Genomic DNA, 17060 nt, shown 5'->3' on the forward strand with positions numbered 1-17060 from the left:
CAAGCCTGAATCAGGCGAGCCCGTCCAGTTTGGCTTGACTGGCGCGTGCCAGGTCGATGAATGCCTTGGCTGCCGCGCTGGGGTTGCGGCGGTTCGGGTAGTACAGGCACAGCTTGTCTCTGGGCGGTGTCCAGTCTTCGAGAGTCCGCACGAACTGTCCGGTGCGGATTTCGTTGTGAACGTCCTGCTCCATGAAAAAACCGAGCCCCATGCCTTCCTGCACCGCCACCTTGACCACGCTGGATTCATCCAGCGTAAGCGGCCCGTTCACATCGAGGCGAGTCACTTCCCCGTCCCGCTCGAAATGCCACGGGAAAATCGCTCCATTCGGTAGTCGAACGCGGATGCAGCGATGCTGGAGCAGCTCGGATGGCGTTCGCGGTTTACCGTGTTTTTCGAAGTACGCCGGCGAACCGACCACCGCGTACCGTTGCGGAGGGCCGAGCGGGACGACAATCACGTCGTTCGGAACGAGGCTTGCTGAGCGCACGCCGAAATCGAAGCCGTCAGCCACGATATCCACCAGACGGCCTTCGGTGACGAGGTCGATGTGTACTTGCGGATGATGCTGCAAGAACTCCATCACCAGTGGCAGGAGCGCCGATCGGGCAGCGCTGGCGAACGCATTGATACGCAGCGTGCCTGAGGGCCCGGCGTTATGCGATCGCACTGCATCGAGTGCAGCACGCAGATCCTGCAAGGCTGGCCCCACCTGCTCCAGAAATATCTTGCCGGCTTCGGTGATGGCCACGCTACGGGTCGTGCGATTGAACAGCCGCGATTCGAGGCGGGTTTCCAGTTGCGCGATGGTGTTGCTCAGCGCGGTGGTGGAGACGTCGAGATCGATAGCGGCTTGCCGAAACGAGCCCCTGCGTGCGACCGCTATAACAGCGTCCAGCTCACTGAGGCCTAAACGATCTTGTGGCATGGATTGTCCTGAATTTCGGGATTGGTCATAAAGGTTTGTCCCAGTTGAACAAACTATCCGTCAGGCAGCAAGATTGCTCCAGGACATTCATCCAGGAGATCGGCAAATGACCCTTCAGCTTCCCGACGTCGTGCAGACGTACTTTGCAATCAGCAATGGTGGCGATACAGCGCAACTTGCGAGCTGCTTCCGCTCTGACGCCACGGTTTGCGATGAAAGAAAAACGTACGAAGGAACGGCTGCCATCGAAGCCTGGCAACAGGAGGCACGCATAGCCTTCATCTATCAGGTCCAACCACTGCAAGCCCTGCAAGGGCAGGGCGAGCTGACTGTCATTGCGCGCCTTGTTGGGAATTTCCCCGGTAGCCCGGTTCAACTGAGTTACCTCTTCACACTGGAAGACGGTCTAATCCGTTCCCTGGAGATCACGCCATGCTGAATCTAGGTTTGACTGGCAAGCGGGTCCTCGTCACCGGTGGCACCAAAGGCATCGGCAAGGCTGTCGTCGAGTTGTTACTGGCCGAGGGTGCGAAGGTCATTACCTCGGCCAGGCAGGTGGACGTGGAAATGCCGGGCGCTCTTCTGATTGCGGCTGATCTTTCGACCCGGGAAGGTTGTGATGTACTGATCGCCGCGATCCAACAGCGGCTGGGTGGCGTGGACATCATGATCCACGTCCTGGGTGGTTCGTCGGCACCCGGCGGCGGTTTCGCTGCGCTGGATGAGGAACAGTGGCAACGAGAGCTCAGCTTGAACCTGTTGCCGGCGGTGCGCCTCGATCGCGCTTTGCTCCCGGGGATGCTGGAGCGCAGGGAAGGGGTCGTCATCCACGTCACCTCCATCCAGAGTCGGCTGCCACTGCCGGAGGCTACAACAGCTTACGCGGCGGCCAAGGCCGCGCTTTCGACGTACAGCAAAAGTTTATCGAAAGAGGTTTCGCCCAGAGGCGTCCGCGTGGTTCGGGTTTCGCCGGGCTGGGTTGAAACCGAAGCGTCGGTCGCATTGGCCGAGCGACTCGCGCAGGAGGCAGGTACTGACTACCAAGGTGGCAAAGAGATCATCATGAAAGCACTTGGGGGTATCCCGCTCGGCCGCCCATCGACGCCTTGCGAAGTTGCTGACCTGATCGGTTTCCTGGCATCGCCGCGAGCGGCATCTATCACGGGAAGTGAGTTTGTGATCGACGGCGGAACAGTACCAACGGTTTAGCCCGGAGGTAGATCCGACAGGCATAAGCAGGAAGGCCGTGCCATCAAAGACCGAGCAGGTTGTACCGCCAGCCCATCAGCTTTAGGTATTTTCCGATGTCACAATCTGCAGCGGAATATGCACCCGGTGACGCACAGGATCGAACTGCTGCGCAGTCTGCAATTCCACCAACAGATTCACCAGCGCCGTTGCGGTCTGGCGCGGCTGAGAGTCGATCACCACGTCGACCAAACCCTGAGCCAGGGCTTGGCGTGACAGCTCGGTGGACTCCTGCAAAATGCAGCACAGCGTCGGGCGCTTGGGCAGTTGCGCCAACGCGTTGATGATCCCGTCGCCACCGCCGCCTACCACGCATAACCCGCGCAAATCGCTATGCCGAACCAGCAGGTCGAGGGTTGCTTCCTCGGTGATGTCGCAGTTATCCAGATTGATCAGCGGCTCCAGCGGGCGCAACCCAGGTGCGTGTTCGGCCAAGTAACTGTGCAAGCCTTCGACCCGCTCCTGGTGGCCAAGAAAGCGATGGCCACCGAGCAGAATGCCGATGCTGCCTTTGCGCGCACCACAGGTGCGGGCCAGCAGCCACCCCATCGTGCGCCCGACTACTTGATTGTCCTGGCCGACATAGGGCTCGGTCGCCGCCTCATGAATGCCCGACAGCAGTGCCACCACGGGCACTCCGGCCCCGCGAATCTGGGCAAGGGCGGCGTTGATCAGCGGGTGGGCGAAGCTGACCACCGCCAGGCCGTCGCATTGCACTGCCAACTGTTCGATCTGGGCAATGATGGCGCTGGGGGTGCGATCAAAAACGTATTCGAATTGGCAGGTCAGGTTGGCTCCGGCCTGGCGCTGCGCGGCCTCGGTGATGGCTTGGGCCAGGTTGGCGTAGAACGCCTGGGCGGTGCCCAGCAGCAGGATGCCGAAACGGTACGTGGGGCGACGTTCGAGAATGCGTTGGCCGATCAGCCGCGCGGCAAAATAACCCACGGCTTCGGCGGCCTGAAGCACCTGTTCGGCAGTGGCTGGATTAACCGGGGCGCGAGCGTTGAGCACGCGGTCGACGGTGGCGACACTTAAGCCTGCGTGTTCGGCGACCGTGGCGATGGTGGGGCGTTTATTGTTATTCATGATGAACCTTCAAAGCGTCTTGATAGAAAACTATCAAGCCCCGCACGAGCTGGATGATAGCTTGATAGGGAATGTATTCAAGCCCTTGAGGGGGTCTTCCACGCTCTCTATATTTTCTTACGCAAAGCACCTGACATCTCACGCTTGCGGAGAACAATAACAATGTCTCAAGACAACACCGCCTCTACTCGGGACTATCGCCTGACCGGCCCTGAAGCCGCACGCGCGGCTGAAAAAGGCCTTGTATCGGCCAGTTGGTACCAGTCGCCCATCTCCCGTCAACGCATGAAGCAACTGATGCAGCGCCGCGACGGTCCGGCCTTGCTCGACACCGCCATCTGGCTGTTGGCCCTGCTGACCACCGGCTTCGGCGGCTACTGGTTCTGGGGCACTTGGGCTTGTGTGCCGTTTTTTCTAGCGTATGGCGTTCTGTACGCCACCGCCTCCAACCCGCGCTGGCATGAAACCGGCCACGGCACAGCTTTCAAGACTCGCTGGATGAATGATGCGCTCTACCAGGTGGCGAGCTTCATGTGCATGTTCGAGCCCCATGTGTGGCGCTGGAGCCATGCCCGGCACCATACCGACACCATCGTCGTCGGCCGCGATCCGGAAATCGTCGAACCGCGTCCACCGAGCTTGTTCATGATGCTGCTGAGCCTGTTCCAGATCCCGTTGCTGCTGAAGACGATGGGGGGCGTGTGCCGGCACGCGGTTGGCAAAATGGATGCCCAGGAACAGACGTTCATTCCTGAGTCCGAATGGCCCAAGGTGTTCCTGGCGGCCCGTATCTGGCTCGTGATTTACGCCGTTATCTTTGGCGCGGCGCTTTACCTGCACAGCTGGTTACCACTGATGTATATCGGCCTGCCCATCCTGTATGGCGGCTGGTTGTCCTACCTGTTTGGCCTCACCCAACATGTAGGCCTGGCGGAAGACGTGCTGGACCACCGCAGCAACTGCCGCACCATCTATATGAACCGGGTACTGCGCTTTCTGTACATGAACATGAATTATCACCTTGAGCACCACATGTACCCGATGGTGCCGTACCACGCCCTGGCGCAACTCCATGAAGAGATCCGCCACGACTGCCCGCCGCCTTACGCCAACATAGGTGAGGCCTTCAAGGAAATCATTCCGACCCTCTTGAAGCAGCGCAAGGACCCGACGTATTTCGTGCGCCGCCCCGTCGGTAGCTCAAGGCCTGCCACCGAAGCTCATCCAAAGGCTGAAGCCACCCTGGGCTGACACCTTCCGGCTGTACCCCGAACAAGAGAAAACGCCATGAACGATCAATGGATCGATGTATGCGCCGTGGGCGAAATCAATGAAGAAGACGTCATTCGCTTCGACCACGGTCCGCATACCTATGCCATCTACCGCTCTGCTGACAACGAGTTTTTTGCCACCGCTGGCCTGTGTACTCACGAGTCGATCCACCTGGCTGACGGCCTGGTGATGGACCACGTCATCGAGTGCCCCAAGCACAACGGGCGCTTTGACTATCGCACCGGCAAAGCCTTGGGGGCGCCAGTGTGCGTCAACCTCAAGACCTTTCCGGTACGGGTCGACGCGGGGCGGGTTCTGCTCGCCATTTCGGCTTGACCGCCAGGAGTGCACGCCATGAATGCTCCACTGATTATCGTCGGCGCCGGCCATGCCGGTGGCCGCGCGGCGCTGACCTTGCGCGAGCAGGGTTATACCGGTCGGCTGATCCTGATCGGCGATGAACTCCATTTGCCGTACGAGCGTCCTCCGCTGTCCAAGGGCTTGCTGCAGGGCACGATGGACCTGGACGATTGCCGCCTGTGGAGGGATAGCCGGCTCACTGAACTGAACATCGAACACCTGGCGGGCAACCCGGTAAAAAGCCTGGATCCGCAGCACCACCGCCTGCAATTGACCGACGGATGTTGGTTGCCCTACAGCCGATTACTGTTGGCGACCGGGGGCAGAGCGCGTCGCTTGTCCCTGGTGCCTGAACCACTGGCCAACGTGCTTTACCTGCGCACCCATGACGAAGCCCTGGCCCTGCGCAGCGCATTGATCCCCGGCACGCGCCTGGTGATCATCGGCGGGGGCTTTATCGGCCTTGAGGTCGCGGCAACGGCCCGAACCTTAGGCTGTCAGGTGACGTTGCTGGAAGCCGGGCCACGACTGGTCGGGCGAGTATTGCCTGAAGCTGTGTCCCAGGCCTTGTTGGAATTGCATCGGCAACAGGGCGTAGACGTGCGGCTGAACGTAGCGCTTGAAAGGGTACAAGGCATCGAACGCGCTGAGGCGGTGCAACTGGTGGACGGCCAGGTGCTGCCCTGTGACTGGGTGGTAGTCGGTATCGGCATGCAACCCAACATTGAATTGGCCGCGGCGGCGGGGCTGGAAGTGGGCCAGGGGATTCGAGTCGATGCCCAGTTGCGCACCAGCGCGCCAGACATCTTTGCTGCCGGCGATGTGTGTGAGTTTCGCCTGCACGCCGATGCGTTATTCCAGCGCCAGGAAACCTGGCGCAATGCCGAGACCCAGGGCCGTCACGCGGCATTGAATCTGTTGGGCGGCGAGCTGCCGTTCGAGGGTGTTCCCGGCTTCTGGTCTGATCAGTACGACTGGGGCTTACAGACGGTGGGCGTGATCCCACCGACGCCACCTTCGGCTGTTCGCACCTTGGCAGGCGGTGGTCTGCTGCTGTTCTACCTGGACACCGAGCAACGTTTGCAAGGCGCCTGCGGCTGGGGGCAGGGCAACAGCGTTGCCAAGGACATCAAGTTGTGTGAACGGCTGATTGCCAACCTGACTCCACTCTCTGTGGACGCATTGGCCGACGCCGATGTCTCGCTCAAACATCTGCTAAGGCCCTGACATGCGTGAGTTCCTGGTATTTCAGTCCCTGTGGGCCATGCAAGATCACCGGGGTCAATGCGATCTTTGCCTGGAGGCGCAGGTGGAGAAGATTGCCGCTGCTGGCTTCGATGGGGTCACCGACCATTTCTGGGTCGCGCCACAGGCCGAACGTCTGCATGCCGCTGCCAAGGCGCAAGGCCTGCAAATCGAAGGTCAGCTGTTTCCCCGCACCGTGAGTGACTTGGCGCAAGCGCTTGAGGTGGCCTCCCGCTACGGCTGCCACCACCTCACGCTGCAAGCCGACGTCCGGCCGCGCACGCTGGCACAGGCGATCACTCTGATCGAAGGCTGGCAGCGTCTGGCCGAGCAGGTGGACTTTCCGATCCTGCTGGAAACCCACCGCTATCGTCTCACCAGTGACCTGTTGTTCACCCTCGACTTGCTCGCGCAGATGCCCGACCTCAAGTTGTTGGCTGACTTGTCCCATTACGTTGTGGGCCGCGAATTGCCTGAGCCGGCCGCGGTCGAAGACGACGAACAGATTCACACCATCCTACGACACAGTTGGGGTTTTCACGGGCGAGTCGCTAATAGTGAGCAGGTCCAGGTGCCCTTGACCTTTGCCCAGCATCGCCCCTGGTTGGACCGGTTTCTGGGCTGGTGGCGCTACGGAATCAAGGATTGGCTCGCGCGACCGAACACTCCTGCGAGCCTGTCCTTCACCTGTGAACTTGGCCCGCCACCCTATGCGATCACAGGGAGTGATGGGCGCGACATAACGGATCGCTGGGGCGAGGCGCTGCTGCTGAAGGAACTGATGCGGGGTGTTTGGGGTGAGTGTCAGCAGGGACAAGGTGCGCCCATTCCTTCAGGGCATGATCGGTAGTTCAATGAGATTCGGGCAGCCTGAGCGAATACCTTCTTCGACAGCTCCTGCAATATCGCTGGCGCGCTCGATCCTGCGGGAAGGGATCCCCATGGAAGAGGCGAGGGCCAGGAAATCGATCGCCGGGTCGCAGAGGTCCATGCCGATGAACTGGTGAGTGCTTGCACTCAGATAGTGCGCCTGGCTACGAGCGTAACTCTTCAAAATATTGTATTCGCCGTTGTTCATGACAACGAACGTGATCGGCAGCCGTTCATGCGCCGCCGTCCAGAGTGCTTGCGGTGAGTACATTGCCGAGCCGTCACCGACCAGACAGACTACCGGGCTGCGGTCCAGGCCAAGCGACGTACCAACAGCCGCCGGCATGCCCCAGCCCAGGATGGCGCTTCGGGTAAAAAGATACTGGCGGGCCGAATGGGAGTCCAGGCAGGCACGGACATGAGGAATCGTGGCAGGTGCTTCGTCGACGATCCAGACGTCCGGCCCGATTGCCCGGATAGCCTCGTGGGCAGCCACGAAAGGCGTTGTCACCGGCGTGTTGAATTCGCGACTGACGCGAGCGACGACGTCGGCACGACGTGTATCGCGTTCTTGGCCTGCGACGTTTCGCAGCGTTGCGATTGCCTCGCTGTGTGGGACCAATTTCTTGTCCAATATCGGCAACAGCGTTTGCAAGGAGAGTCTTAAATCTCCGATCAGCCCTAGCGCTGTCTCGTGGACTCTGCCTAATTGGTGTCCATCGCCGGTCAATTGGATAAGGCGACAGTGAGAGGGAATAGCGGGGCCCTGGGAATATTGATAGCTGATCAACGAATGGCCGCCGAGCAGGAAGACTGCGTCGAAGTCAGAGAACGTCTCTCTGATATCGGAAGCCTTCGCAGGCAGCGTTCCCCGCCACTGCGGATGAGCCGTCGGAAACGGAATATGCCCGGGCCAGGATGGCCCGTAGACCGGCGCGCCGAGTGCTTCGGCGAGCTTCACGGCTTCAACTTCCGCGCTCGACTGGAACACTTCCTCTCCAACGATAATCGCCAGACAACCGGGGGTAATTGCCGCTAAGGCAGCGGCCAATTCCTCAATCGCCCCGGTCACGGCACCGCGCTCGATTCGCGATGGCGGGCCGGCCGTTACATCCGTGTGTTGCTCCATCACGTTTATCGGCAGGGAAAGGAAAACCGGACCGGCCGGCCCTGTGCGACAGTCCTGAAACGCACGACGCAGCAGCATCGGGATGTGTTCGGGATGATGAATTTCTTCCGCCCATTTGACGCTCGGTCGGGCGAGAGCGACGAGGTCTCCGTGGAGCAGCGGGTCGGTCACGCCATGTCGCGTGTCTTGTTGGCCCGCCGTGACGACAAGCGGCGTATTCGCCATCTTCGCGTTGAGAATTGCGCCCATTGCATTGCCGAGTCCACCGGCCGTATGGAGGTTGACGAAGCCGGGGCGACCGGATGCCTGCGCATAACCGTCGGCCATCGCTACGACTGAGGCCTCTTGGAGGCCGAGGATGTATTGGATGTCTGAGGCGCCTGAGAGGGCGTCGAGCAAAGGCAGTTCGGTTGTCCCCGGATTGCCGAAGACGTAACGTACCCCCTCGCTGCGAAGCACTTCTACGAACAGGTCCGCGCCGCGTTGCCCGCGGCTGTTGAAAAAAACATTGGATCCTGAAGGCATGGCGCAGAACCTCATCTGATCTGGAAGCTTTAATTTAGCTGGCTTGCTGTGGCGACGGTTAGCTGGCTCCGGACCGAACCGTTACCCGTGGCCTTCAAAATCGCATTGCACAAGGCCCGGGCGACAGGTGCGTAACTGGTCTGGCTGGGCTGGCCGGCTTCGGGAGCCCCGGTGGGATTGATCAGGTGCACCGCGATCTGTCCTGGCAGCCATGAGACGAGTGGCCAACGGGTGCGATAGGCAGGTTTAGGTCGGGTATCTCCGAGGGTCGGCTCAAAATCGCAGGATGTCACGAACGCTATCCCTATCAGGCAAGCGCCTTCGAGCTGCGAGCGCACGCGACCAGGATTTTTCAAGAAACCCAAGTCCGCGACAACGACCGCTTCATGAATGATCAAGCGGCCTTCGTCGCTCACTTCGATATCGAGAACGACCGCCATGCAGGTCTGCGCGTCATAGTGGGCAGCGATGCCTTGCGCCCGACCATGTCTTGGGGGCTTGCCCCAATGAGCTTTCTTTGCCGCTTCGGTGATGACGCTCTGCATTCGATGGCCGTCGACGCTTGATGAGTGCCGAGTGCCATCGTTCACCGTCGATGCCGGATCAATCAGCGAAAGCAGATAGTCCCTGTGATCCAGCTTGCAGGTTCGCACCTGCGCGGCCATGAATCGCTGTTCGGCGAACAGGCGGAGCAACAGGCCTTTTCTGTCCAGATTGCTGTCGAGCGTCGATTGCCAAGTAAATGGATCAAGAGCACTAGCGTGCGCATCAGGATGGCTCATTGCGTTTCTCCTTCCGGCGGATGGCAAGAGGTCCAGCTAAAGCGATGTGTCCTTGGTGCCTGTAACGCTGGCACCGTAGGGCAGTCATTGGGGGTACTTTAGGGGCAAGGATCTGACGTCAGAGTGACCGGAGGCTGACAGGAACATGTCAGGCGGTGGGCTGGTCGGCTTTGGTCCAGGCGTCGTTAGGAAACGCACGATAGACGTGCACCGGCGTCCCGGGTTCACGCACCAGGTCGATGTTAGTTCATGGATTTCTGAACTAACTATTTGCTACAGCCTATTCAATCATTTGTCACGATGGCCTTAGGATCCTCCACACGGGACCGCCGCCATCAGAGCAGCAGCCCGCAGCAGCCCCTTTTCGACTGCCCAGCAACGCCACCAGCCCAATCCGCCAGTGGCCCGACGCAGTCGAGAGGAATGCATGAAGCTAGAGATTTTCCGTACCTTATGGGGCTATACCGCCGGCCATTCATCCGCCCTGGATGAACTGCTCGCCGCCGGTTTTGATGGGATCGAAGCACGCCTGCCACTGCAGGCCAATGAGCGTGGCGAATTCGGCGCTTTCCTGCACAGCAATCACGTCCCCTACATTTGCACCCTGTTTAGTGCTTACGATGTCTTGCCTGATCAGCGCGCCACGCCTGCCCAGCACTTGGTCGACATCGATTGTAAGCTCGGCTGGGCCTCGGAGCTGACACCCCGTTTCGTCAATCTGCTTGCAGGCAATGATCGCTGGCCTCTGGCGCAGCAGGTCGAGTTCTTCGGTCAGGCCCTGGAGCTGGCCGCCAGGCATGGGGTGTTCTGCAGTTTCGAGACTCACCGCGCCCGCTCCCTGTATAGCCCTTGGGTAACTCTGGAACTGATTCGCCAACTGCCGGAACTGCGTTTCACCAGTGACATCAGCCATTGGGTGGTGTGCTGTGAGCGGTTACTGGACGACCCGGCCGACGATCTGTCGTCCTTCGTCGAGCGCGTTCATCACATTCAAGCTCGGGTCGGTTATGACCAGGGCCCGCAAGTTTCCCATCCCGCCGCCCCGGAATATGCCCGTGAACTGGTATTTCACCAGCGTCACTGGGAGGCCGTCTGGGCTTCTCAATTTCAGCGCGGCTATGCAGTCAGCACCCTGACCCCGGAGTTCGGTGCCGACGGGTATCTGCATCACTTGCCCTTCACCAACATGCCAGTGGCCGATCTCTGGACCTTGAACCAGTGGATGGCGCGAACCGAGCGCGAACACTTCAACCGTTTTACCTGTGAAGGAGCCCACCATGAATAAGACTTCGCTGACCCAGGCCAACTTCAATCGCATTCCGGTGGTGAACATCGCCGGCCTCTTCAGTATCGAACTGGAGCATCGCCTCGCCGTGGCCGAGCAACTGGGGCGTGCCGCCAGCGATGTGGGGTTTCTGTACATCACCGGGCACGGCATTGATCCGGCACTGATCGAGGACCTGCGCCAGGCGAGCGAGGATTATTTCGCGCAGCCCCTGGAGACCAAGATGCGCCATTACATTGGTGCCTCGGAAAGCCACAAGGGCTTCGTGCCCGAAGGTGAGGAGGTGTACTCCAAGGGCAAGCCGGACCACAAAGAGGCCTTCGACATCGGTTTCGAAGTACCGGTGGACGATCCGCTATTCCTGAGTCGAACGCCGCTGCTGGGCCCGAACCACTGGCCCGACGTGCCGGGTTTTCAGGCTGCAGTACAAAATTACTATCAGGCCGTGTTTTCCCTGGGCCGCCGACTGTTCGATGGCTTCGCCCTGGCCCTGGGCCTGGAAGAGGGCTACTTCGACGCACTGGTCACCCGGCCGCCTTCCAAGCTGCGGCTGATCCATTACCCCTTCGACGCCACTGCTGTGGATGCTCCCGGCATCGGCGCGCATACCGACTACGAGTGCTTCACCATCCTGCACGCCGATCAGCCGGGGTTGGAGGTGTTAAACGACCAGGATCAGTGGATCGATGCACCGCCAATGCCCGATGCGTTTGTGGTGAACATCGGCGACATGCTGGAAGTCATGACCGCTGGGACCTTTGTGGCCACCGCTCACCGAGTGCGCAAGGTGGCTCAGGAGCGCTATAGCTTCCCGCTGTTTTACGCCTGCGACTACCACACGCTGATCAAGCCGTTGCCGGCATTCATCAATGACGCTCAGGTCTACGAGGCGTTGACGATTGGTGAACACATGTGGAGTCAAGCCCTGCAGACCTATCAATACCTGCGCAAACGCGTCGAGAACGGCGAGCTTGAACTGCCGTCCCGAGCCCGCAAGCCATCGAGCTTCGGTCGCTTGAAAAACACTGCCACTCATTCCTAAAAAAACCAACGGAGCTTCCCAACATGAAAACCCCCTACGCCTTGACCCGACTGAGTCTGCTCGCCGCTAGTCTGTTCTGTGCCAGTGCCGCCTTCGCCAGCACCGCGACCCCGGGTGTATTGAAGGTCGGTATGGAAATCACCTACCCACCGTTCGAGTCCTATGACGCCAACAAGAATGTGGTCGGCTCCGACCCGGAGTTGGCCCATTCCCTGGCCAAGGCAATGGGCGTCAAGGCCAACTTCGTCGATACCAAGTTTCCCAATCTGCTCAACGGCCTCAACGCCGGGCACTACGACGCAATCATCTCCGGCATGTACATCACCCCGGAGCGCCAGGCCCAGGCCCGGACCATTGCTTATGCCAACACCGGCGCGGCGATCATGGTGCCCAAGGGCAGTGAGTTGAACCCGCAGGTTCCTGAAGACCTGTGTGGCCTGAAAGTCGGGCTGGAGCAGGGCACCACCTGGGTCGGCAAGTTCCGTCAGTTGTCCAGCGACTACTGCGTCCCGAACAACAAGGGTGCCATCACCGTCAGTGAGTTTCCCTCGGCACCCGAGGTGACGCAGGCGCTGCTGTCAAAGAACATCCAGGCTCAAGTGGAAATTGCCGGCGCCGCGCACATGATCGCTCAGCGTACCAACGGCCGTGTGATCGTCAGCTCGCAGAAGTTGGTTTACCCGCAAACGTTGGGCATCTACGTCAAGAAAGACGCCGACGCGACCTATCAGGCGCTGGTCAAGGCGTTGGCTGAGAGTAAGGCCAACGGCGAGTACGCCGCCATTCTCAAGGCGTATGACCTGGAACCAGTCTCTGAGTAATGCCTGAAACCGCGCCCTCAATCGGGGGCGCGGCTTGCGCGAGGTGTCTATGCAATTCGATTGGGCTTACTTTTTTTCGCTGTTCTCCATGGCTGACTTCTGGGCGGCGAGCCTGACCGTCATCGAACTGAGCACCCTGGCCTGGTTTCTGGGCATGCTGCTGGGTTTCGTCCTGGCATCGGCCAAACTGTCGAGCGTGCGCTGGCTGCGCATACCCGCATCACTCTACATCTGGTTCTTTCGCAGCATTCCGCTGCTGGTGCTGGTGGTCTTCGTCTACAACCTGCCGCAGTTGCTGCCCGGTGCCGGGCCGGTGCTGTCGGTGCCATTTTATTCCGGCCTGTTGGCGCTGGTGGTCACTGAGGCCGCCTACATGGCAGAAATTCATCGTGGCGGGCTGATTTCGATCGCCAAGGGCCAGAAGGAAGCGGGCCGTGCCCTGGGACTCGGGCTGCTTGGCGTGCAACGGCTGATCGTTATTCCTCAAGCGTTTCGTATCTCACTGCCGACGTTGATTAACGAATACATCACGGTGGTCAAACTGACCTCGTTGATCTCGGTGATTTCACTGACCGAACTGCTGACTGTCGGCCAGCGCCTGTATGCCCAGAACTTCCTGGTTATGGAGACCCTGGCGGCTGTGGGCGTGTACTACGTGCTAATCGTTACAGTGTTTGGCTTTGCCTTGCAGCGTCTGGAACGTTACCTGGACCTGAACCTGCGTACACCGCAAACCCTGGAGAGCGCCTCGACACAAGTGCTGCGCGACAGTCTGGCACCTAGGGTATCGAGCAAGGTCAGCCTCCCAGCGAAAGGTGCGGCCCCGGCCCTGCACCTGCAGGACGTGCACAAACGCTACGGCGATCATCATGTGCTCAAAGGTATCGACCTGAAGGTGCAAAGCGGCCAGGTGATTTCCATCATCGGCCCGTCCGGCTCCGGCAAGACCTCGTTGATCCGCACCATTAATGGCCTGGAACGCATCGATCAGGGTGAAATCCTGTTGTTCGGGGAGGGCTTCATTAATGCCGAGGACAAACCGGATGGCTCTCGGGTTCGTCAGGGCGTGCAGCGCATCGGCATGGTGTTCCAGAACTTCAACCTGTTTCCGCACCGGACACTGTTGGACAACATCAGCCTCGCCCCTCGTTATCATGGCGTCAGCCGCACACTGAGCGAGCAACGGGCCTGCCAGTTGCTCGACAAGGTCGGCCTGCTGGCCCACGTTCACAAATATCCGCATCAACTGTCTGGCGGCCAGCAACAACGTGTGGCGATCGCCCGGGCCATGGCCATGGACCCGGACATCCTGCTGTTTGACGAACCGACCTCGGCGCTGGACCCGGAACTGGTCGGCGAGGTACTTACGGTGATCGCCGACCTGGCTCGCGAAGGCATGACCCTGCTGATTGTCACTCACGAAATGGAATTTGCCCTGTCGATCTCTGACCGGGTGATTTTCATGGAAAACGGCAACGTGCAGCTGGATGCCTCGCCACAGGCAATCCGCGAAGGGCATGGCGCCCAACGGGTGCGACGGTTTATCGGGTTGGAAGAGTCAGAGGAGGAGCGTTGCCTGTTGATGAGCTGAATTGAGCGCGTTTGGTCGCATGATCCGCTTTATGCCGTGGGCTTTTGACCGTCCCATGGTTCATTGCGGTCGTGGCTGCCAATGCGATAAGGAGATTGCCAAGCCCATATGAGCCGGCGATGAAAGCTGCCGGATCTTTCGGGTCACTCGGTTTTACGATATCGGTCGCAGGTAGATACCGTTGCTCAGATTTTGCTTGAGCTGCTGGCTCGTCTCGTCCGCCAACACTTCCGGCTGGTCGTTGGCAACCCCATCCAGTGCGCGCTGGACCACATCGTGAGGGTTTGCCTTTGGCACGCCTTCGATACCGCGCGTCATGTCGGTGTCCACGAACGCAACATGCACGCCCACGACCAGGGTGCCCTGACTTGCCAATCGCAGGCGCAGGCCATTGGTAAGCGACCAGGCCGCCGCTTTGCTTGCCGAATAGGTAACGGTGGTGGGCAGGTTGATCCAGCTCAGGGCCGAGTGCATGTTGACGATTGCACCACCGCCGTTGGCGGCCAGGATCGGTGCGAAAGCCAGGCTGATGGCGAGCGGGGCGACCGCGTTGGTCTCGAACTCGTGGCGAAGGGTTTCCAGGCTAATGCTGTCATGCGCTTCGCCGCTGATGCCGGCGTTGTTGATGAGCAGCGTGAGGTCGTGTGCCTGTTCAGTCGCCGCCGCGATATCTTCGGGACGGGTCACGTCGAGTTTGATTGGCACCACGTTGGCCTGGGCTTCGAGAGTGGCGGGGTCACGTGCCGCGGCATAGACCTTCGCGGCACCCGCCGCGAGCAGTGCTTGCACGAAGGCCTTGCCCAACCCACGGCTGGCGCCGGTCACCAGCGCCACGCTACCTTTGATCTGCATGTTGATTCTCCAGTTGTTGGTCATGACGCAAACAAGAAACGACGCCTCAGCGCTTTAGCGTGTTTATTTCGCGAGACTGCCCCGTAGAAGGAACAGCGCCAGCGCGATCAGACAGGCTGTCGTCTGGACACCGCCCAGTGCTGTAACCGGTGCAAGCGTCAGCACCGAAACCAGCCAGGTTGTCAGTGCAGCCGCCCCCATGGAAACAAAGCCCAACAGGGCGGAAGCCATCCCGGCTTCCTTACCAAAAGGTCCCATGGTGATGGCCGTGCCCAGCGGATTGGCCAGGCCCATGCCCCAAAGAAACGTGACCATTGAAAGGGCATACCACCCAAGGCTCGGATCGGCCGGGCCTGCGAGCAGGAGCCCTCCGCCCGCCATGGCACAGGCAATGCCCAGCGTGGTAATGAGTCTTGGGCCGTAGCGGTGCGCCAGGCGCGGGGCCGCCATGCCGGCTGCGAACACAACGAACACCGTGCAAGCGAAGTACAGGCCAGTCTGCAACGACGTCAGGCCGATCCTTTTCATCAGAATAGCGGGGGCGGCGGCGAATGATGCGAACAGTCCGCTCATCAGCAGGCTCATCGAAAGGGCAGGCAGGATGAAGCGCTTATCCAGCGTCAACCGCCGATATGCGAGCACCACGCTCTTGGCTGAATGCGGCGCGCGGCGGTCGGCGGGATGGGTCTCGCCAAGGCCGCGAACGTAGAAGAAGGCGAGCGCAACGGCGGCCAGCCCTACCAGGATAAAAATCGCCCGCCATCCAAGCGTGACCGACAGCAGGCTACCCGCCAGCGGTGAAAAACCTGGCGCAGCGGCGGTGGCAATCATGGTCAGCGACAACGCGCGAGCGAGTGCCTCTCCCTCAAACAGATCCCGTGCAATTGCGCGCGACAGCACTGAGGCGGCACACACGCCCAATGCCTGGATGACGCGTCCTGCAATCAGCGTATCGAGGGTGTTGGCGAGGCCTGCGACGACGGTGCCCACCACGAAAATCGCGAGTCCGCCCAGCACCAGCTTCTGGCGCCCGTAGCGGTCAGCCAGTGGCCCGACCACCAACTGGCCCAGTGCGAAGGTGATGAAGAAGCTGGATAGCGTCAGGCCAAGCGCGCGGGCGTCCACTCCCAGGTCTTCACCGATGACGGGGAATGCCGAAAGGATGATGTTGGTGGAGAGCATACCGATAGCAGCCAGGCCAGCGAGCAGTGCCACGATTTTTCCGGTCAATGGCTGGATGGCCTGGACGGGGGCATTCACAAAAGTTGTCGTCATGGATTTACATCCCTTGGCGCTTATGGAAGCGGTAGTCGTGGAATTGGCCGTCAGGCGGAAGTCGGCCCGCACTCTGGCTACGGCGTATGATGGTTGTCATATTTTCAGCCAAGCATGATGATCATCATGTTATTCGTCAAGCATAAATATCGAGGTCCACCGATGAGATATCCTGCAAGCCAGACTGCAGAACGGCGCGAGAAAATCCTTGAGGAGGCCTCCCGGTTGTTTCGCGGCAAGGGCATCGCAGGGGCGAGCATTGCGCAGGTCATGAAGGCATCGGGCCTGACTCATGGCGCGTTCTATGCGCACTTCGATTCGAAGGATGCGCTGGCTTGTGCCAGCCTTGAACATGCGATGGACCAGCTGGCGCTACGTCTGCGCGACACTGTCTCCAGCAGCGATACGCCCAAGCAAGCCTTTCTGGACAGGTACCTGAGTCAGGGTCACCGCGACCACCCGGAAGCAGGCTGCGCAATGCCTGCGTTGGCCATTGATGTCGCACGGGAACCGGGGATGCGGCGTTCGTTCACGGGCCGGGTCGCCGGAATGATCGAGTCGTTCAGCGCCAGTCTTCCCTGGCGGCGTGACCGATCCAGGGAAGACCAGGCGATCGGTTTCATGTCGGCGATAGTCGGCGCCATGGTGCTCGCCCGAGCGGTCGACGATCAACCGCTGTCCGACCGCATTCTTCAAGCGACACGTGACGAACTGCTTGCGGGTGAGCAGGCTGGGGCAGCAGCAGTACA

Annotated in this window: 16 protein-coding genes and 1 pseudogene; 11 read left to right on the top strand and 6 right to left on the bottom strand. The window is 60.2% G+C overall.

Going from position 1 to position 17060, the window contains the following annotated elements; genetic code table 11:
- Positions 1–10 precede the first annotated feature (10 nt).
- The gene (locus PSEUDOMOFG3G_RS09290) at positions 11–928 is read right to left on the bottom strand and encodes a LysR family transcriptional regulator (protein ID WP_139049715.1); all 918 of its coding nucleotides are present in this window, start codon (positions 926–928) and stop codon (positions 11–13) included.
- A 106-nt stretch (positions 929–1034) separates the two neighbouring features.
- On the opposite strand from PSEUDOMOFG3G_RS09290, the gene PSEUDOMOFG3G_RS09295 reads away from it, so the two are divergent.
- Both PSEUDOMOFG3G_RS09295 and PSEUDOMOFG3G_RS09300 read left to right on the top strand, forming a co-directional pair.
- The gene (locus PSEUDOMOFG3G_RS09295) at positions 1035–1367 is read left to right on the top strand and encodes a nuclear transport factor 2 family protein (protein ID WP_139049716.1); all 333 of its coding nucleotides are present in this window, start codon (positions 1035–1037) and stop codon (positions 1365–1367) included.
- Positions 1361–2137, top strand: a complete 777-nt coding sequence (locus PSEUDOMOFG3G_RS09300) for an SDR family oxidoreductase (protein ID WP_047229688.1) — start codon at positions 1361–1363, stop codon at positions 2135–2137. The genes PSEUDOMOFG3G_RS09295 and PSEUDOMOFG3G_RS09300 overlap by 7 nt, the downstream gene beginning before the upstream one ends.
- Positions 2138–2218: 81 nt before the next feature.
- Here PSEUDOMOFG3G_RS09300 and PSEUDOMOFG3G_RS09305 read toward each other — a convergent pair whose 3' ends face one another.
- Positions 2219–3262, bottom strand: a complete 1044-nt coding sequence (locus PSEUDOMOFG3G_RS09305) for a LacI family DNA-binding transcriptional regulator (protein WP_139049717.1) — start codon at positions 3260–3262, stop codon at positions 2219–2221.
- A 162-nt stretch (positions 3263–3424) separates the two neighbouring features.
- Here PSEUDOMOFG3G_RS09305 and PSEUDOMOFG3G_RS09310 point away from each other — a divergent pair, with 162 nt between their 5' ends.
- Genes PSEUDOMOFG3G_RS09310 through PSEUDOMOFG3G_RS09325 form a run of 4 tightly spaced genes read left to right on the top strand, consistent with a single transcriptional unit; the run spans position 3425 to position 6989 of the window.
- Positions 3425–4513 carry a fatty acid desaturase family protein gene (locus PSEUDOMOFG3G_RS09310; protein ID WP_139049718.1) on the top strand — a complete coding sequence of 363 codons (1089 nt, stop codon included), beginning with the start codon at positions 3425–3427 and terminating at the stop codon, positions 4511–4513.
- A 36-nt stretch (positions 4514–4549) separates the two neighbouring features.
- Complete coding sequence (locus PSEUDOMOFG3G_RS09315) at positions 4550–4870, top strand: MocE family 2Fe-2S type ferredoxin (protein WP_047229685.1); 321 nt, start codon at positions 4550–4552, stop codon at positions 4868–4870.
- 18 nt (positions 4871–4888) lie between these two features.
- On the top strand, positions 4889–6121 hold the full coding sequence (locus tag PSEUDOMOFG3G_RS09320) for an NAD(P)/FAD-dependent oxidoreductase (protein ID WP_139049719.1): 1233 nt from the start codon (positions 4889–4891) through the stop codon (positions 6119–6121).
- Between the two features lies 1 nt (position 6122).
- Positions 6123–6989: a sugar phosphate isomerase/epimerase gene (locus PSEUDOMOFG3G_RS09325; protein ID WP_139049720.1), complete on the top strand. Its 867-nt coding sequence runs from the start codon at positions 6123–6125 to the stop codon at positions 6987–6989.
- Here the strand turns inward: PSEUDOMOFG3G_RS09325 and PSEUDOMOFG3G_RS09330 are convergent.
- Together PSEUDOMOFG3G_RS09330 and PSEUDOMOFG3G_RS09335 are read right to left on the bottom strand one after the other, a co-directional pair.
- The gene (locus PSEUDOMOFG3G_RS09330; protein ID WP_139049721.1) at positions 6972–8663 is read right to left on the bottom strand and encodes a thiamine pyrophosphate-binding protein; all 1692 of its coding nucleotides are present in this window, start codon (positions 8661–8663) and stop codon (positions 6972–6974) included. The two genes, PSEUDOMOFG3G_RS09325 and PSEUDOMOFG3G_RS09330, sit on opposite strands and share 18 nt — an antisense overlap.
- Positions 8664–8692: 29 nt before the next feature.
- Entirely contained in the window at positions 8693–9445 is a 753-nt protein-coding gene (locus tag PSEUDOMOFG3G_RS09335) for a hypothetical protein (protein WP_171061351.1), read from the bottom strand.
- A gap of 427 nt (positions 9446–9872) precedes the next feature.
- On the opposite strand from PSEUDOMOFG3G_RS09335, the gene PSEUDOMOFG3G_RS09340 reads away from it, so the two are divergent.
- From PSEUDOMOFG3G_RS09340 to PSEUDOMOFG3G_RS09355, 4 genes are read left to right on the top strand one after another with little or no spacing between them, the layout of a single operon-like run.
- Positions 9873–10730, top strand: coding sequence for a sugar phosphate isomerase/epimerase (locus PSEUDOMOFG3G_RS09340; protein WP_139049722.1), 858 nt, complete (start codon positions 9873–9875; stop codon positions 10728–10730).
- Positions 10723–11772: an isopenicillin N synthase family oxygenase gene (locus tag PSEUDOMOFG3G_RS09345; RefSeq protein ID WP_139049723.1), complete on the top strand. Its 1050-nt coding sequence runs from the start codon at positions 10723–10725 to the stop codon at positions 11770–11772. The genes PSEUDOMOFG3G_RS09340 and PSEUDOMOFG3G_RS09345 overlap by 8 nt, the downstream gene beginning before the upstream one ends.
- Positions 11773–11795: 23 nt before the next feature.
- Positions 11796–12593 carry a transporter substrate-binding domain-containing protein gene (locus tag PSEUDOMOFG3G_RS09350; RefSeq protein ID WP_139049724.1) on the top strand — a complete coding sequence of 266 codons (798 nt, stop codon included), beginning with the start codon at positions 11796–11798 and terminating at the stop codon, positions 12591–12593.
- A 49-nt stretch (positions 12594–12642) separates the two neighbouring features.
- Entirely contained in the window at positions 12643–14184 is a 1542-nt protein-coding gene (locus tag PSEUDOMOFG3G_RS09355; RefSeq protein WP_139049725.1) for an amino acid ABC transporter permease/ATP-binding protein, read from the top strand.
- Positions 14185–14337: 153 nt separating this feature from the next.
- Here PSEUDOMOFG3G_RS09355 and PSEUDOMOFG3G_RS09360 read toward each other — a convergent pair whose 3' ends face one another.
- Both PSEUDOMOFG3G_RS09360 and PSEUDOMOFG3G_RS09365 read right to left on the bottom strand, forming a co-directional pair.
- On the bottom strand, positions 14338–15036 hold the full coding sequence (locus PSEUDOMOFG3G_RS09360) for an SDR family oxidoreductase (RefSeq protein ID WP_139049726.1): 699 nt from the start codon (positions 15034–15036) through the stop codon (positions 14338–14340).
- Positions 15037–15099: 63 nt separating this feature from the next.
- Positions 15100–16311, bottom strand: a complete 1212-nt coding sequence (locus PSEUDOMOFG3G_RS09365; protein ID WP_139049727.1) for a multidrug effflux MFS transporter — start codon at positions 16309–16311, stop codon at positions 15100–15102.
- Between the two features lie 162 nt (positions 16312–16473).
- Between PSEUDOMOFG3G_RS09365 and PSEUDOMOFG3G_RS28335 the strand changes: the two are divergent.
- Positions 16474–16635, top strand: a pseudogene (locus PSEUDOMOFG3G_RS28335) (TetR/AcrR family transcriptional regulator); the annotation flags it as partial.
- Positions 16636–17060 lie beyond the last annotated feature (425 nt).

The sequence above is a fragment of the Pseudomonas sp. FG-3G genome, from assembly GCF_901007645.1.
In the GTDB taxonomy this organism is placed as follows: domain Bacteria; phylum Pseudomonadota; class Gammaproteobacteria; order Pseudomonadales; family Pseudomonadaceae; genus Aquipseudomonas; species Aquipseudomonas rhizophila.

Coding starts and splice junctions, on each gene's coding strand:
- PSEUDOMOFG3G_RS09325 (WP_139049720.1), top strand. CDS start 6,123: ATGCGTGAGTTCCTGGTATTTCAGTCCCTGTGGGCCATGCAAGATCAC.
- PSEUDOMOFG3G_RS09305 (WP_139049717.1), bottom strand. CDS start 3,262: ATGAATAACAATAAACGCCCCACCATCGCCACGGTCGCCGAACACGCA.
- PSEUDOMOFG3G_RS09350 (WP_139049724.1), top strand. CDS start 11,796: ATGAAAACCCCCTACGCCTTGACCCGACTGAGTCTGCTCGCCGCTAGT.
- PSEUDOMOFG3G_RS09340 (WP_139049722.1), top strand. CDS start 9,873: ATGAAGCTAGAGATTTTCCGTACCTTATGGGGCTATACCGCCGGCCAT.
- PSEUDOMOFG3G_RS09315 (WP_047229685.1), top strand. CDS start 4,550: ATGAACGATCAATGGATCGATGTATGCGCCGTGGGCGAAATCAATGAA.
- PSEUDOMOFG3G_RS09330 (WP_139049721.1), bottom strand. CDS start 8,663: ATGCCTTCAGGATCCAATGTTTTTTTCAACAGCCGCGGGCAACGCGGC.
- PSEUDOMOFG3G_RS09300 (WP_047229688.1), top strand. CDS start 1,361: ATGCTGAATCTAGGTTTGACTGGCAAGCGGGTCCTCGTCACCGGTGGC.
- PSEUDOMOFG3G_RS09365 (WP_139049727.1), bottom strand. CDS start 16,311: ATGACGACAACTTTTGTGAATGCCCCCGTCCAGGCCATCCAGCCATTG.
- PSEUDOMOFG3G_RS09295 (WP_139049716.1), top strand. CDS start 1,035: ATGACCCTTCAGCTTCCCGACGTCGTGCAGACGTACTTTGCAATCAGC.
- PSEUDOMOFG3G_RS09360 (WP_139049726.1), bottom strand. CDS start 15,036: ATGCAGATCAAAGGTAGCGTGGCGCTGGTGACCGGCGCCAGCCGTGGG.
- PSEUDOMOFG3G_RS09345 (WP_139049723.1), top strand. CDS start 10,723: ATGAATAAGACTTCGCTGACCCAGGCCAACTTCAATCGCATTCCGGTG.
- PSEUDOMOFG3G_RS09335 (WP_171061351.1), bottom strand. CDS start 9,445: ATGAGCCATCCTGATGCGCACGCTAGTGCTCTTGATCCATTTACTTGG.
- PSEUDOMOFG3G_RS09310 (WP_139049718.1), top strand. CDS start 3,425: ATGTCTCAAGACAACACCGCCTCTACTCGGGACTATCGCCTGACCGGC.
- PSEUDOMOFG3G_RS09355 (WP_139049725.1), top strand. CDS start 12,643: ATGCAATTCGATTGGGCTTACTTTTTTTCGCTGTTCTCCATGGCTGAC.
- PSEUDOMOFG3G_RS09290 (WP_139049715.1), bottom strand. CDS start 928: ATGCCACAAGATCGTTTAGGCCTCAGTGAGCTGGACGCTGTTATAGCG.
- PSEUDOMOFG3G_RS09320 (WP_139049719.1), top strand. CDS start 4,889: ATGAATGCTCCACTGATTATCGTCGGCGCCGGCCATGCCGGTGGCCGC.